Origin of the sequence: Microbacterium trichothecenolyticum (assembly GCF_000956465.1) — a bacterium.
Taxonomy (GTDB): Bacteria; Actinomycetota; Actinomycetes; order Actinomycetales; family Microbacteriaceae; genus Microbacterium; species Microbacterium trichothecenolyticum.
This window is the reverse complement of sequence record NZ_JYJA01000037.1, coordinates 1-14504: the sequence shown is the minus strand read 5'-3', so window position 1 is coordinate 14504 and position 14504 is coordinate 1. Positions and strand designations below refer to the sequence as shown.

Sequence of the window (14504 nt, the reverse complement as noted above, 5' to 3'; positions counted from 1 at the left end):
CGACGTCGCGGTGCCGCCGCGGCACCGTCACGCTCGGGCGAAGAACTCCCGCTCGTGCGCCATCGAGCACGCGAAGGCCGCGTCCATGCGCGCCCGTTCGATCGGCCCGGCCTCGAGCGCAGACGCATCGGCGATCTCGGTCGCGCGGGCGGTCGCGGCGGTGAAGCCGGGGTCGCCGTACATCGCGAGCCAGTCGTCGTAGGGATGCGCATCGTGTCGCCGGGCGGCGAGACGGATTCCGAGGTCCGTATAGAGCCAGAAGCACGGCAGCAGCGCGGCCACGAGTTCGCCGTAGGAACGGGCCGACGCATGGAGGTGGTTCGTGTACGCGAGCGTCTGCGGCGCGGGGGCGACCACCGCCGAGCCGAGGTGCGACTCGTGGAGCCGGCGCTCCTCGACGATGGCGGACTCCGCTGCGCGCGCCCAGAACGCCTGCTCCTGCGACGTCGGAGCGAGCGCGCTCGCCTTCGCCAGCACGCGCGAGTACTCGCCGAGGTAGATCGCGTCCTGCGCGAGGTAGCGCAGGAACGTCTCGCGCGGCAGCGTGCCGTCGCCGAGCCCGCGCACGAACTCGAGGTCGTCGACGTCGGCGCGCACCGCTGCCGCGGCCTCCCACACGCGTGCCGACCATGAGGGGAGGGGACTGGTCCCCACGACCGCTCCGCACGCCGCCGGCGCGTCGCGCAAAGCCTCCGGCGGGGGCCCAGCCTCGCCCCGGAGCTCGTGGAAGTGGTCGACCGGACCGTTGCCCTCCCCCACCCGCAGCGCGTCGGCGTGCGCGAGCGCGCCGGTGAGCCACGTCTTCGCCCGCTGCAGTGCATCGGGCCAGGTCGCGCCGCCCGCACGCAGCGTCGCCATAGCGGACGAGAGCGAGCAGCCGGTGCCGTGGGTGTGACGCGTTTCGACGCGCACGCCCCCGACTTCGTGCACCGTGCCGTCGGCCGCCACGATCGCATCCGGGCATTCGGCGCCGTGGAGGTGCCCGCCTTTCAGCAGCACCGTCGTGCCGGTGTCGCGTGCGAGGGTCTGCGCGTGATCGATGGCCTGCACCCACGAGGTCGCGTGAGTGCGTCCGATCAGCACCGCGAGCTCCGCGAGATTCGGGGTCACGAGATCGACCTCGCCGGCGAGCGCTCGCAGTGACTCCTCGGCAGCGGGGTCCAGCAGCGGGTCGCCGCTCGTCGCCACCATCACCGGGTCGAGCACCACGATCGGCGGGCGCACGCGTCCGAGCCACTGCCGAACGGTGGTGATGATCTCCGCCGACTGCAGCATGCCGATCTTGACCGCGTCGATCTCGACGTCGTCCGACACGGCGTCCAGCTGCGCGGCGAGGAACGCCGTCGGCGGCACGTGCACGTCGCGCACGCCGAGCGTGTTCTGCGCCACGAGTGCGGTGACCACGGCCATGCCATAGCCGCCGAGGGCGCCGATCGACTTGAGATCCGCCTGCACACCGGCGCCGCCGGTCGGGTCGGTGCCGGCGATGCTGAGCACCCGCGGGATCGACACGGCTCGAACCGGCGTCGGTGCGGGCGCGGCGAGCGAGGTGCCGGTCACTGCGCGACCCCCTCGAGCGAGGTCGCATCGGCTGCGCTCCGCAGCGCGCGGGCCGCCGCGGCCGGGTCGTCCGCGCCGCAGATCGCCGACACGACCGCGACGCCCGCAGCCCCGCAGTCGCGCAGGGCAGCGACATCCGACTCGGTCACCCCGCCGATCGCGATGCACGGCAGGTCCGTGCCCGCGGCGAACGCCGCGAAGCCCTCGACGCCGAGCGCCGGCGGGTGGTCGGGCTTCGTCGACGTCGGCCGGATCACCCCGACCCCGAGGTAGTCGATCGTGCCGTCGCGGGGGAGACGCGCTGCAGCCCGATGCTCCGCGGAGTTCGCGGTCCATCCGATCACGGCCTGCGACCCGAGCAACCGGCGCGCCGTTTCGGGCGGGAGGTCGCTCTGTCCCAGGTGGACGCCGTCGACGCGGGCTCCGGCATCCTGGGCGGCGACGGCCACGTCGACGCGGTCGTTGACGAGGAGCAGGCAACGGCGGTCGATGGCGTCCGAGAGGGCTCGCGCCTGGCGCAGCATTTCGCGGGCGGTCACCGACTTCGCTCGCAGCTGCACGACGTCGACCCCCGCGCCGACCGCGGCGTCGACGACCTCGAGCAGCCGGTCGAACGGCAGGCGGTCGTCGGTCACGAGGTGCAGCGCGAGACGCGCGCCGAGCCTCGTCATCGGATCGCCAGCACGTCGGCGACGCGCGCGTCGAGCTCGGCCGGTGCTGCGGCCACGGCGTCGAGCGCGTCGAGCAACGCCACGCCGAACGTGCCCGGTCCCTCCGCGCGGGCCGCGGCCAGTTCGGACGCGACCGCGTAGAGGACGGATGCCGCCACCGCCGCCTCGAACGGAGCACACACGCCGACGAGCGCGGCCATCACCGCGCCGAGCGAGCAGCCGCCGCCGGTGACGCGCGTGAGCAGCGCATCCCCACCGGGGATGCGGACCACCCGCTCGCCGTCGGTCACGAGGTCGACCGGGCCCGACACGGCCACCACGCCGCCGGTGCGCAGCGCGAGGGATCGCGCGGCGCCGGCGGCGGCATCCGTTCCGTCCGTCGCATCGACTCCGCGACCGCCGCCGCCTCCGCCGGCGAGGGCGAGGATCTCGGAGGCGTTGCCGCGGATGATCGCGGGACGGTGCTCGAGAAGCTCGGCGGCGAGGGCCGTTCGCACGGGCAGCACGCCGACCGCGACCGGGTCGAGCACCCACGGGGTGCCGGCGCGCACCGCTTCCCGGGCGGCCTCGCGCTGCTCGGCGGTCGGGGTGCCCAGGTTGACGAGCACGCCGTCGGCGACGCCGGCGAAGAGCCCGGCCTCGCCCGGTATGTCGCACATCGCGGGGGCGGCGCCCACCGCCAGGAGTGCGTTCGCGGTGTAGTTCGTCACCACCGAGTTGGTGATGCACTGCACCAGGGGCGAGGTCTCCCGCAGCGCCGTCAGCGCGGCGGCGGGGGAGAGGGCGGACAGGTGTGCTTCGGCGCGCGCGTTCATCGCGACATCCCTTCGCTCGCATGATCGAGATCAGGTTCGACGGGTGTGTTCTCAGCCCGCCGTGCGGGCACCCCGTGTCACTGCCGAGCAATCTAGCAGGGGATCCCGACGGGCCATCGCCGTGTGTCGCCGGCCGGCGCGGCTCGGGTCCGACCTCCGTCGCCGAGCCTGTCGAGGTGCGGTCGCGGTGCGATGGGCTGAGCCTGCCGAAGTGTCGGCCCCACGCCGTAGGCTGGGGGAGTGACCACCGCCCTCTACCGCCGCTACCGGCCCGAGTCGTTCGGCGAGATGATCGGGCAGTCGCAGGTCACCGAGCCGCTCATGACCGCGCTGCGCGGCGACCGGGTCGGTCATGCGTATCTGTTCTCGGGCCCCCGCGGGTGCGGAAAGACCACGTCGGCGCGTATTCTCGCCCGGTGCCTGAACTGCGCGCAGGGCCCGACCGACACGCCGTGCGGCACGTGCGACAGCTGCGTCGAGCTCGGCCGTGGCGGCGGAGGTTCGCTCGACGTCGTCGAGATCGACGCGGCGAGCCACAACGGCGTCGACGATGCCCGAGACCTGCGCGAGCGCGCGGTGTTCGCGCCGGCCCGCGACCGGTTCAAGATCTTCATTCTCGACGAGGCGCACATGGTCACCCCGCAGGGCTTCAACGCCCTGCTCAAGCTCGTCGAAGAGCCGCCCGACCACGTGAAGTTCATCTTCGCGACGACCGAGCCCGAGAAGGTCATCGGCACCATCCGGTCGCGCACCCATCACTACCCGTTCCGGCTCGTGCCTCCGGCCGCGATGCTCGAGTACGTCGAGCAGCTGTGCGCGCAGGAGAGCGTGAACGTCGAGCAAGGCGTGCTGCCGCTCGTCGTGCGCGCGGGCGGCGGATCGCCCCGAGACACCCTGTCGCTGCTCGACCAGCTGATCGCCGGCTCGGAAGACGCCAAGGTCACCTACGCCCGCGCGGTCGCGCTGCTGGGCTACACTCACGCCGAGCTGCTCGACGAGGTGATCGACGCGTTCGCCGCCTCTGACGCATCGGCCGCCTTCGCCGCGGTCGACCGCGTGGTGCAGACCGGGCAGGACCCGCGCCGCTTCGTCGACGACCTGCTCGAGCGCCTGCGCGACCTCATCGTCGTGTCGGCGACCGGACAGGGCGCCGCCGCCGTGCTGCGGGGCGTCTCGGCCGAAGACCTCGCGCGCATGCAGCGCCAGGCCGGCGCGTTCGGTCCGTCGCGGCTGTCGCACATCGCCGACCTCGTCATCGCGACCCTCGACGACATGACCGGCGCCACCTCGCCGCGTCTGCAGCTCGAGCTGATGGTCGCCCGCGTTCTGGCGCGCGGCGCCGCTCCCGTCGCCGCGCCCACGGCAGCTGCTGCACCCGCTCCCGCTTCGACGGCTCCCGCCGCCACCGCACCTGCAGCCGCTGCGCCCGCCGCCACTGCACCTGTACCTGCAGCCGCTGCGGGTACCCCGCCAGAAGTGGCTGCGCCGGCGGCTCAGGTCGCGCAGCCTGCCGAGCCCGCGCCTGTGGCGTCCCCTCCCGTCCCCGCCGGCCCGGTCACGCTCGACCGCCTCCAGCAGGCTTGGCCGCACGTGCTCGCGCAGCTCGAGAACGTCAGCCGCTCGTCGTGGATGCTCGCTTCGGGCGCCCGTACCGTGGCGCTCGACGACGACGTGCTCACCCTCGCGTTCTCGAGCCAGAGCGACGTCGCGAAGTTCAAGCAGCTCGCCGCGGGCAAGGGACCCAGCGAAGACCTGCGGCAGGCGATCCTGGCCGTGCTCGGCATCCGCGTGAAGTACATCGCCCGTCACGACGCAGCCGGCGGCTCCGGTGGAACCGGTGGTGCGGGCGGCCCGGTGGCGCCGGCACCCTCCGGCCCCGGTCGCGAAGCTCCGCGCCAGGCGGCCGCAGCCGAGGCGCCGGCCGCCCGCGCCACGGTCGCCCCGCCGAGCGGGTCGCGGCCTGCGCAGGCGGCGTCACCGCGTGCGTCGGCACCTGCTGCGCCCGCCCCGGTAGCGGCCGCGCCGCGTGCGACAGCTCCCGCCGCGCCGCGACCGACCACGCCGGCTGCGGCTGCGCCGGTCACCGACTGGGCCGTCGCACCCATCCCGTCCGACGACGACGCGCCGCCGCCCGAGCCGGGCCCCGCCGCCTTCCCCGCCGAGACTCCCGCGCAGTTCGCGGTCGACGACGAACCCGAAGACGCCGAGGCAGCGACCGCTCGGGTCGCGACGCTCGCGCCGCCTCGCGAGGGCGAGGTCCTGCCGCGTGCCGAGATCGCGCCGGCGCTCGAACGCGATGACGATGACGATGACGACGAGGACGACACGGATGCCGCCGCCGACCTCCCGGTCCCGCCCACGGTCGCGCCGCCGCTGACCCCGGTGGTCACGACCCGCAACGGCGGCGTGCAGCGCTACGGCGAGGCGGTCGTGCGTCAGGTGCTCGGCGCGACGTTCGTCCGCGAGGAGCCCTACGAGCCCCCGACGAGGTTCAGCTAGCCCATGTACGACGGCATCGTCCAAGACTTGATCGACGAGTTCGGCCGCCTTCCCGGGATCGGGCCGAAGTCGGCGCAGCGCATCGCGTTCCACATCCTGCAGACGCCGAACTTCGACGTGTCGCACCTCGCCGAGCTGCTCAGCGAGGTGCGCGAGCGGGTTCGCTTCTGCGAGGTGTGCGGCAACGTCTCCGAGCAGGAGCGCTGCTCGATCTGCCGCGACCCCCGCCGCAATCAGACGCTGATCTGCGTCGTGGAGGATGCCAAGGACGTGGCGGCGATCGAGCGCACCCGGGAATTCCGCGGGCTGTACCACGTGCTCGGCGGCGCGATCAGCCCGATCGCGGGCATCGGGCCTGACGACCTGCGCATCACGCAGCTCATGCAGCGGCTCGCCGACGGCACTGTGCAAGAGGTCATCCTCGCGACCAACCCGAACCTCGAGGGCGAGGCGACGGCGACCTACCTCAGCCGTCTGCTGCACACCCTCGAGATCACGGTCACCCGCCTCGCCTCCGGTCTCCCGGTCGGCGGCGACCTCGAGTACGCCGACGAGGTCACGCTGGGTCGCGCCTTCGAGGGCCGCCGCTCGGTCTGACCCCGATGCCGGTCCAGGAGTCCTCCGCGATCGCCGAGGATGTCGGAAGTCCGTCGTAGATTGGCGGTCGGCCGTCTCGCGCGCAACGCCGGCGACCGCGGAACCTGAGTCCATGACGACGTCGTCCGTCCGGCGACGTCTCGGCTGACTCGCCACACCATTTTGGAGACACCCCGCATGAACTCCTCACAGCGGTTCGACACGCGCGCATGGCTGCTGTTCGCCGCGATGGCGCTGCTGTGGGGTGTCCCGTACCTGTTCATCAGCGTCGCCGTCGAGTCCTACTCGCCCGCGGCGGTGGTCGCCGGGCGCACGCTGCTCGGCGCGCTGCTCCTGCTGCCCTTCGCGCTGCACCAGAAGGCACTGCGCCCCGCGTTCGCGAAGATCGGCTGGGTGCTGCTGTTCGGCGCCATCGAGATGGCCGGGCCATTCCTGCTGCTCGGCCATGCTGAGCAGACGCTGCCTTCCGGACTCACGGGGCTTCTGGTGGCGACCGTGCCGCTGTTCGCGGCGCTGATCGCCTTCGGCGGCGGCGACCGGTCGGTGCTCAGCCCGGCGCGGGCGATCGGCCTCTTCATCGGCTTCGCGGGCGTGTTCGTGATCGTCGCCGGTCCGGGGCTCGCCATCGAGGGCGGCGGTGGTCTCCTGGCCGTCGGCGAGGTGCTCCTCGTCGCGCTGCTGTACGCGATCGCGCCTTTCGTCATCGCGACCAAACTGCGCGACGTGCCGTCCCTGGGCTCGATCACCCTCGCCCTCTTCGCGGTCGGCATCTTCTACACGCCGATCGCGTTCCTGACACAGCACCAGGTGCCGACCGTCGAGAGCACCGTGTCGCTCGTGGCCCTCGCCGTGCTCTGCACCGCGCTCGCGTTCATCGCCTTCTTCGCGCTGATCTCGCGGGTCGGCCCGGTCAGGGCCCCGCTGTTCACCTACGTCAATCCCGTCGTCGCGATCGTCCTCGGCACGATCATCCTCGGCGAGCCGCTGACGCCGGGCCTGCTGATCGGCTTCCCCCTGGTGCTCCTCGGGTGCTGGCTCGCAGCCACCGGCGGCGCGCTGCGCGCACGCAAGACCGAAACGGCCGACCTGCCGCCGATCGCCCCGAACTGAGGTCAGCGCAGTACTTCGACCAGCACGATCCACGACACCAGCAGCGCGGCGCCGATCGCGACGATCGACCCGACGGCGAACCACGCCAGTCCGGCGGGCTGGCCGGCCGCCAGGAGTGCGCCGCCGATCAGGTAGGCGAGCGGGGCGAAGAAGCCCACCGCCGACTTGAGCCAGCGCATCCGGTTGGCGGGATGCTGATTCTCGAAGATCCTCCGGGTCGCCTGCACCTGGAACAGCCCGGCGCCGAGCGCGATGACGATCATCGCGACTCCGTACGGGACGGGCCCGACCTCCGGAATGAGCCCGATTGCGGAGCCGATGAGCGCGAGCACGAGGCTCGAGATGCCCGCGGCGAGACGGGCAGTGAGCGACGGCTCCTTGATGATGTCGCCGATGTTGACGCTCGCGGCGACGATCACGAGACCCGCGAGCGCCGCCGTCGCACCGACCATGGCCACATTGAAGTCCGACCACGTCTCGATCTGCTCCATCCTCGGATGCTACTGGCGCCGCACAGAATCGGGACCTTTCGCCGACACGCCGGTCGGTGGGCGCCCTGAGCGGCGTGTCGGGCAGAAGCTCCGATTCTGTGCAGCGCTCGCCGCACTCGGGCGGTGCGACACATGGCCGGGCGCGCATCAGCGCGTCCGTAAGATGGACCCTTGGGTGAGAGGAGACCGCGGTGAGCGGCATCCGTTCTCACCCGTCCTCAGACAAACGCGTGGAGTTCGATGTGGCGCTGATCGTCCAGAAGTACGGCGGATCGTCGGTGGCTGATGCCGAGAGCATCAAGCGCGTCGCGAAGCGGATCGTCGACGCCCGTCGTGCCGGTCACGACGTCGTGGTGGCCGTCAGCGCGATGGGCGACACGACTGATGAGCTTCTCGATCTCGCAAGCCAGGTCGCGCCGATCCCGGCGCCGCGCGAGCTCGACATGCTGCTGTCGAGCGGGGAGCGCATCTCGATGGCGCTGCTCGCGATGGCGATCCACTCCATGGGCTTCGAGGCCCGCTCCTTCACCGGCAGCCAGGCGGGCATGATCACGACTGCCGACCACGGCTCGGCTCGCATCGTCGATGTGACGCCGATCCGCCTGCGCGAGGCCCTCGACGAGGGCGCGATCGTCATCGTCGCCGGGTTCCAGGGGTTCAACCGCGACACCCGCGACATCACGACGCTCGGCCGGGGCGGCTCCGACACCACGGCTGTCGCCCTCGCGGCGGCGCTCGAAGCCGACGTCTGCGAGATCTACAGCGATGTCGACGGCATCTTCACGGCCGACCCGCGTGTCGTGCCGAAGGCGAAGAAGCTCACCGTCGTGTCGGCCGAGGAGATGCTCGAGCTCGCCGCCAACGGCGCGAAGGTGCTGTACATCCGTGCCGTCGAATACGCGCGCCGTCACGGCGTGCTCATCCACGCCCGCTCCACGTTCAGTTCGGGCGTGGGGACCTACGTGCTCGGCCAAGGGATGAACCTTCCCGAGGGCACAGTTCCCGACATTTCAGGGGGAGAAGAGATGGAAGAGCCCATCGTCGCCGGCGTCGCCACCGACCTCGGCCAGGCCAAGATCACCGTGATCGGCGTCCCCGACGTGCCCGGCAAGGCGGCCGAGATCTTCAAGGTCGTCGCGAAGTCCGGTGCCAACGTCGACATGATCGTGCAGAACGTGTCGGCGGCGACGACCGGTCGCACCGACATCTCGTTCACTCTTCCCAAGACCGACGCCGCCACTGCGCTCAAGGCGCTCGCGGCCGACCAGTCCGAGATCGGGTTCGAGAACCTGGTGCACGACGACCAGATCGGCAAGCTCTCCGTCGTCGGCGCGGGCATGCGCACCCACACGGGCGTCTCCGCCACGCTCTTCGAGGCGCTGAGCGTCGCGGGCATCAACATCGAGATGATCTCGACCTCCGAGATCCGCATCTCGGTCGTGGTGCGCGGCGATGACCTGGCCGAGGCCGCCCGCGTCGTCCACACCGCCTACGGCCTGGACGGCGACATCGAGGCGACCGTCTACGCCGGCACCGGCCGCTGACGACATCTCGGGTCAAGCGGATGCCTCGGCCCGAGGCATCCGTTCATCCCCGGCGCTCGCCGTCGCGGGTGCGACCTCCCAGCAGCCCCTCCACGAACGCCTCGACGATCTCGTCCGTCGACGCCTCGGGGTCGATCGACACCGTGAGCCGGTCGAGGATCAGCCCTTCGATCGCATAGTGGAACAGCGCGATCTCGAACGCCCCGCCTGGGAGCCCGGCGTCCCGGTTGAAGGCGACGTCCGCGGCGAACCCCGCCCGCATCCAATCGCCGAGCGCTGAAGCGATCGCGGGCGAGCGCGCTGCTTCCAGCCGCAGCGTGAACAGCGCGAGGGTCACGTCCCGCTCGGCGCTGAGCCGGCGCACGATGTCCCGGGTGTAGTCCGCGAACAGTGCGGCGGTCGGGGTGCGGTCGCGCCACTGCGCGTGGACCGCGGGATCGGGGGCGAGGCGTTCGCCGATCCGCTCCACGAGCGCTCCGACGAGTGCCTCCCGGCTGCGGAAGTAGTTCGACGCGGTCCCTGTCGGCACTCCTGCGCGCGCGTCCACCGCCCGGTGCGTCAGCCCCCGCATGCCGTCCGCGGCGAGGACGCCGATCCCGGCATCCGTGAGCAGTCGGCGCCGTTCGTCGTTGCGTGCCATGGCCCTCACTCTAGCTAATCCACGACAGATGTCGTAGTCTGTTCAATCACTACACATGTCGTGAAAGGACAGCCATGCGCGAGCTCATCTATTACGCCGCCGTGTCGCTCGACGGCCGCATCGCCGCACCGGACGGAGCCTTCGACGCGTTCCCCGTCGAGGGCGACCATATGGACGCGATCAACGCGGAGTGGGCAGACACCGTGCCCGGCCTGCTCTACGAGGCGCTGGGGTCGACCGCCCCGCGCGGACGCTTCGCGACCGTGCTCATGGGCTGGAACACGTTCGCGGCGGGACTGCCGCTCACCGATGATCCTTATCCGCACCTCGAGCAGATCGTCTTCTCGCGCTCGCGGACCTCTCGTGATGTCGGAGGCAGTGTCCGCATCACGGCCGACGATCCGCGCGGTGTGGTAGCCGACCTCAAAGGGCGGCCGGGTGCCGACATCTGGCTGTGCGGCGGCGGAGTGCTCGCGGCGCAGCTGCGCGATGACATCGACCGGCTCGTGCTCAAGGTCAATCCGATCGTGTTCGGTGACGGCCTGCCGCTGTTCGCCGGCGGCTACGCCCCGGAATCGTTCGTGCTCGAGCGGTCGCGCGCCTTCGGTTCGGGAGTCGTCATGAACGAGTACCGCCGCCGGTGACATGTGCGGCGGAAGAGGCGTTCGCCTCGATCGGCGGGCCAGGGGCGGGTCATCCTTCGGAGCCTGTCGTGGCCCACCGCTCGCCGTAATCCGGCCTGCCCCGCTCCCGCCCAGCGGTAGAATCGCCCAAACCCCGCGCGTCCGACGGTGCCCGCGCGTCCGCTCCACGCTTGTGCCCACGCTGAGGAACCACCATGACCCGCATCTCCGATTCAGGACTCTCCGTCGCCGTCGTCGGCGCCACCGGCCAGGTCGGCGGCGCGATGATCGACATTCTCGAAGAGCGCGGGTTCCCGATTCGTGAGATCCGTGCCTTCGCCACCGCGCGCTCCGCCGGCTCCGACATCGTCTTCCAGGGCAAGGCCGTGACCGTGGAGGATGTGGCGACCGCCGAGCTCGGCGGCATCGACATCGCCCTCTTCTCAGCCGGCGCCACCGGCAGCCGCGCCCACGCCCCGCGCTTCGCCGAGGCCGGCGCCATCGTGATCGACAACTCCAGCGCCTGGCGCATGGATCCCGACGTGCCCCTCGTCGTGAGCGAAGTCAACCCGCACGCGATCGCGGAGGCACGCAAGGGCATCATCGCCAACCCCAACTGCACCACGATGGCCGCGATGCCCGTGCTCAAGGTGCTCGACGCCGAGGCCGGCCTCGAGCGCCTCATCGTCAGTACGTATCAGGCGGTCAGTGGGTCCGGCCTCGCCGGCGTGCAGGAGCTGCTCGGCCAGGTCGAGGGCGTGCTCGCGCAGGGCGACGTCGAGCGCCTCGCCCGCGACGGCTCGGCGCTGGACTTCCCGCAGCCCGACAAGTACATCGCCCCGATCGCCTTCGACGTGATCCCCTTCGCCGGCAACCTCGTCGACGACGGCCTGAACGAGACCGACGAGGAGAAGAAGCTCCGCAACGAGAGCCGCAAGATCCTCGAACTGCCCGACCTCCGCGTCGCCGGCACCTGCGTGCGCGTGCCCGTCTTCACCGGCCACTCGCTGTCGATCAACGTCGAGTTCGCCCGCGACATCACTCCCGAGCGCGCCACCGAGCTGCTCTCGAGCGCTCCCGGCGTGAAGTTCGAAGAGGTGCCGACCCCGCTGCAGGCCGCGGGCACCGATCCCAGCTACGTCGGCCGCATCCGCGCCGATCAGTCCGCACCCGAGGGCAAGGGCCTCGTGCTCTTCATCTCGAACGACAACCTCCGCAAGGGCGCAGCGCTCAACGCGGTGCAGATCGCCGAGCTCGTCGCCGCCAAGCTGGGCGCGAACGCCTGACGCCTCGCGCGAACCACCACGAAGCGAGCGGATGCCGCCCCCCGGCACTCGGATTCAACCGCATGTCCGTTTCCGAGGTCGGCCCCACGCGCCCCGAGGCTCCACGCAGCGCGAAGCGATGCGCGGAGAGGGCGCGGGGAGCATCCGCTCGCTTGGCGTTCCGGAAAGAATCGCCGGATTTTCGGTGTGAGAACCCGGCCAGGGTCGGGGATGCTTTCACGCGGAACTAGAATCGTCTGGTGACCGCAACGCCCGCTCAGAACCACGCCGACAACAATCCCCACGTCGAGACCGTCGACGTGCTGCTGATCGGCGGCGGGATCATGAGCGCGACGCTCGGCACGCTCCTGCAGGAGTTGCAGCCCGACCTCAAGATCGCCGTGTTCGAACGGCTGAGCGACGTCGCGCTGGAGAGCTCGAACGCGTGGAACAACGCCGGCACAGGCCACGCGGCCCTGTGCGAGCTGAATTACATGCCCGAGGGCAAGGACGGCTCGGTCGACCCCGCCAAGGCGATCTCGATCAACGAGCAGTTCCAGCAGAGCCGGCAGCTGTGGTCGTCGCTCGTCGAGGCCGGCGTGCTCGACGCCCCGTCGACATTCATCAACTCGGCCCCGCACATGACGTTCGTGCGGGGCGAGAAGGACGTCGCGTACCTCAAGAAGCGCTACGAGGCCCTCAAGGACGAGCCGCTGTTCGCCGGCATCGAGTACAGCGAGGACTCCCGCGTGATCAACACGTGGGCACCGCTGCTCATGCAGAAGCGACGCAAGGGCGAGCCGTTCGCGGCGACGCGTGTGCCCGCCGGCACGGATGTCGACTTCGGCGCCCTGACCCGTCAGCTGGTCGACAGGCTCGCCGAGAACGGCGCCGACGTCCGAGTCAACACCGAGGTGCGCAAGCTGAAGCGCCTCTCGGACGGCACTTGGAGCGTGAAGTACCGCCGCACGATCGGCCGCACGCCGGGCGAGATCCGGGCGAAGTTCGTCTTCGTCGGCGCCGGGGGCTGGGCGCTCAAGCTGCTGCAGCGCTCCGGTATCCCCGAGATCTCGGGCTATGGCGTGTTCCCGATCGGCGGGCAGTTCCTCAAGACGTCGAATCCCGCGGTCGTGGCGCAGCACAAGGCGAAGGTGTACTCGCAGGCCTCGGTCGGCGCGCCGCCGATGTCGGTGCCGCACCTCGACACGCGCGTCGTGGACGGCGAGGCCTCGCTGCTGTTCGGGCCGTTCGCGACGTTCAGCCCGAAGTTCCTCAAGACCGGATCGTGGTTCGACATCGTGGGCCAGGTGCGCCCGGGCAACCTCGGCCCGATGCTCAAGGTGGCGTGGGACAACCCCAGCCTCATCACCTACCTGGTCGGCGAGCTGCTGAAGAACCACAAGAAGAAGGTCGACAGCCTCCGCACCTTCATGCCCACCGCGAAGGACGAGGACTGGGAGATCATCCAGGCCGGCCAGCGCGCGCAGGTCATGAAGAAGGACCCGGAGAAGGGCGGCGTGCTGCAGTTCGGCACGGAGGTCGTCACCGGAGCCGACGGCACGATCGCCGGCCTGCTCGGCGCCTCCCCGGGCGCCTCGACCGCCGTCTCGATCATGCTCGGCCTGCTGAAGACCTGCTTCCCCGACCGCATCGAGGGGTGGGAGCCGCGCCTGCGCGAGCTCATCCCGAGCTACGGCGACACGCTCAACGCGCGTCCCGAGGTCGCGCGGGAGTCGCTCGACGAGACCGCCGAGGCGCTGGCGCTCACCGCCTGATCCGCCGCGCGCCCTCCTGGGCGAGCGGGCCCGCGCGCCCCTAGGGTGGGTGCATGTCGGTGTCACGACGCGGATGGCGTCGCTGGGGGATCGCCACCGGGGTGCTCGTCGCGCTCGTCGTCGCGGGTGCGATCACGCTCGGGGTCGCGGGTGCCTCCGCCACGCCCGCGGCGGTAGCGGCGCGGGGGAGCGAACGCCCCGCCGTCCTCGACGCGGTGGGGGCAGCATCCGTCGACGATTTCACGTTCGATTCGTTCCGGGCCGACTACTGGCTCGTCCGCGGCACGGGCGAGCGCAGTCGCCTGCTCACCACCGAGACGATCGTGGCGCGCTTCCCGGACTTCGACCAGAACAAGGGCATGGTGCGGGCGCTGCCGGTCGTCGACAGCGGCATCGACCTCGGCACCGTCGTCTACACCGTGACCGGCGCCGACGGCGCGGCGATCCCGTGGTGGACCGAACGCGACGGCGACTGGATCTACGTGCTCACCGGCGACGACTCCTACGTGCGCGGTGCGCAGACCTACGTCATCACGTACGAGATGAGCGACGTCGTGCTGCGCTACGAGGACACCGCGGCCGACGAGTTCTACTGGGACACGGTCGGCACCGACCACGCGCAGCCGTTCGATGTCGTCACCGCTGACGTGCATGTGGCGACGGATGCTGCAGCCGGCCTGATCGAAGGGCGTGCGTTCTGCTATGCCGGGCCCTACGGATCGACCGAGCAGTGCGCGATCGAGCGCGCGGCGGAGCCTGAGTCGCTGCCGGACGCCGTCCAGGCGTGGGCGCAGGCCGTCGGCGCGTCGGCGACGAGCGCGGTCGTGTTCAGCGCGGGTGACGAAGGCCTGGGCCCGAACGAGAACGTGACGGTGGCGCTCGGCTTCGAGCAGGGCACCTTCGCAGCCCCGAGC

The 14504-nt window shown here is 71.2% G+C and carries 13 protein-coding genes and 1 riboswitch; of the genes, 8 read left to right on the top strand and 5 right to left on the bottom strand.

The genetic code is table 11. From position 1 onward, the window contains the following. Positions 1 to 27: 27 nt before the first annotated feature. The 3 genes from RS82_RS12995 to thiM form a co-directional block, all read right to left on the bottom strand. Positions 28 to 1560 (bottom strand): bifunctional hydroxymethylpyrimidine kinase/phosphomethylpyrimidine kinase, encoded by a 1533-nt coding sequence (locus tag RS82_RS12995; protein WP_045300122.1) that lies wholly within the window; start codon positions 1558 to 1560, stop codon positions 28 to 30. Then, entirely contained in the window at positions 1557 to 2231 is a 675-nt protein-coding gene (gene thiE / locus RS82_RS21380; RefSeq protein WP_045300121.1) for a thiamine phosphate synthase, read from the bottom strand. Before thiE ends, RS82_RS12995 begins: the two co-directional genes overlap by 4 nt. Continuing rightward, positions 2228 to 3046 (bottom strand): hydroxyethylthiazole kinase, encoded by an 819-nt coding sequence (gene thiM / locus RS82_RS12985; RefSeq protein ID WP_045300118.1) that lies wholly within the window; start codon positions 3044 to 3046, stop codon positions 2228 to 2230. The genes thiE and thiM overlap by 4 nt, the downstream gene beginning before the upstream one ends. Next, positions 3037 to 3131: riboswitch (TPP riboswitch) on the bottom strand. (Overlaps the previous gene by 10 nt.) 155 nt (positions 3132 to 3286) lie before the next feature. Here thiM and RS82_RS12980 point away from each other — a divergent pair. From RS82_RS12980 to RS82_RS12970, 3 genes are all read left to right on the top strand, one after another. Further along, positions 3287 to 5545 carry a DNA polymerase III subunit gamma and tau gene (locus RS82_RS12980; protein WP_045300117.1) on the top strand — a complete coding sequence of 753 codons (2259 nt, stop codon included), beginning with the start codon at positions 3287 to 3289 and terminating at the stop codon, positions 5543 to 5545. A 3-nt stretch (positions 5546 to 5548) separates the two neighbouring features. Then, a complete protein-coding gene (gene recR, locus RS82_RS12975) occupies positions 5549 to 6142 on the top strand; it encodes a recombination mediator RecR (RefSeq protein ID WP_045300115.1) in 594 nt (197 codons plus the stop codon). 177 nt (positions 6143 to 6319) lie between these two features. After that, complete coding sequence (locus RS82_RS12970) at positions 6320 to 7252, top strand: DMT family transporter (RefSeq protein ID WP_045300114.1); 933 nt, start codon at positions 6320 to 6322, stop codon at positions 7250 to 7252. Positions 7253 to 7254: 2 nt separating this feature from the next. Here RS82_RS12970 and RS82_RS12965 read toward each other — a convergent pair whose 3' ends face one another. Next, positions 7255 to 7743 carry a hypothetical protein gene (locus tag RS82_RS12965; RefSeq protein ID WP_045300112.1) on the bottom strand — a complete coding sequence of 163 codons (489 nt, stop codon included), beginning with the start codon at positions 7741 to 7743 and terminating at the stop codon, positions 7255 to 7257. A gap of 242 nt (positions 7744 to 7985) precedes the next feature. On the opposite strand from RS82_RS12965, the gene RS82_RS12960 reads away from it, so the two are divergent. After that, complete coding sequence (locus RS82_RS12960; RefSeq protein ID WP_045300566.1) at positions 7986 to 9287, top strand: aspartate kinase; 1302 nt, start codon at positions 7986 to 7988, stop codon at positions 9285 to 9287. A 43-nt stretch (positions 9288 to 9330) separates the two neighbouring features. Here the strand turns inward: RS82_RS12960 and RS82_RS12955 are convergent, their stop codons facing one another. Further along, positions 9331 to 9927 (bottom strand): TetR/AcrR family transcriptional regulator, encoded by a 597-nt coding sequence (locus RS82_RS12955; RefSeq protein WP_045300110.1) that lies wholly within the window; start codon positions 9925 to 9927, stop codon positions 9331 to 9333. 74 nt (positions 9928 to 10001) lie between these two features. Between RS82_RS12955 and RS82_RS12950 the strand changes: the two genes are divergently transcribed. The 4 genes from RS82_RS12950 to RS82_RS12935 form a co-directional block, all read left to right on the top strand. Further along, positions 10002 to 10571 (top strand): dihydrofolate reductase family protein, encoded by a 570-nt coding sequence (locus tag RS82_RS12950; RefSeq protein ID WP_045300108.1) that lies wholly within the window; start codon positions 10002 to 10004, stop codon positions 10569 to 10571. 194 nt (positions 10572 to 10765) lie between these two features. Continuing rightward, positions 10766 to 11836: an aspartate-semialdehyde dehydrogenase gene (locus tag RS82_RS12945; RefSeq protein ID WP_045300107.1), complete on the top strand. Its 1071-nt coding sequence runs from the start codon at positions 10766 to 10768 to the stop codon at positions 11834 to 11836. Positions 11837 to 12075: 239 nt separating this feature from the next. Then, entirely contained in the window at positions 12076 to 13590 is a 1515-nt protein-coding gene (locus RS82_RS12940) for a malate:quinone oxidoreductase (RefSeq protein WP_084695636.1), read from the top strand. A 53-nt stretch (positions 13591 to 13643) separates the two neighbouring features. After that, positions 13644 to 14504: DUF2207 domain-containing protein (locus RS82_RS12935; RefSeq protein ID WP_045300562.1), on the top strand; the 861-nt coding region annotated here is incomplete at its 3' end.

Bases quoted from the DNA above. Each gene is read 5' to 3' on its own strand.
- RS82_RS12955 (WP_045300110.1), bottom strand. From the start codon at position 9,927: ATGGCACGCAACGACGAACGGCGCCGACTGCTCACGGATGCCGGGATC.
- RS82_RS12945 (WP_045300107.1), top strand. From the start codon at position 10,766: ATGACCCGCATCTCCGATTCAGGACTCTCCGTCGCCGTCGTCGGCGCC.
- RS82_RS12965 (WP_045300112.1), bottom strand. From the start codon at position 7,743: ATGGAGCAGATCGAGACGTGGTCGGACTTCAATGTGGCCATGGTCGGT.
- RS82_RS12950 (WP_045300108.1), top strand. From the start codon at position 10,002: ATGCGCGAGCTCATCTATTACGCCGCCGTGTCGCTCGACGGCCGCATC.
- thiM (WP_045300118.1), bottom strand. From the start codon at position 3,046: ATGAACGCGCGCGCCGAAGCACACCTGTCCGCCCTCTCCCCCGCCGCC.
- RS82_RS12970 (WP_045300114.1), top strand. From the start codon at position 6,320: ATGAACTCCTCACAGCGGTTCGACACGCGCGCATGGCTGCTGTTCGCC.
- thiE (WP_045300121.1), bottom strand. From the start codon at position 2,231: ATGACGAGGCTCGGCGCGCGTCTCGCGCTGCACCTCGTGACCGACGAC.
- recR (WP_045300115.1), top strand. From the start codon at position 5,549: ATGTACGACGGCATCGTCCAAGACTTGATCGACGAGTTCGGCCGCCTT.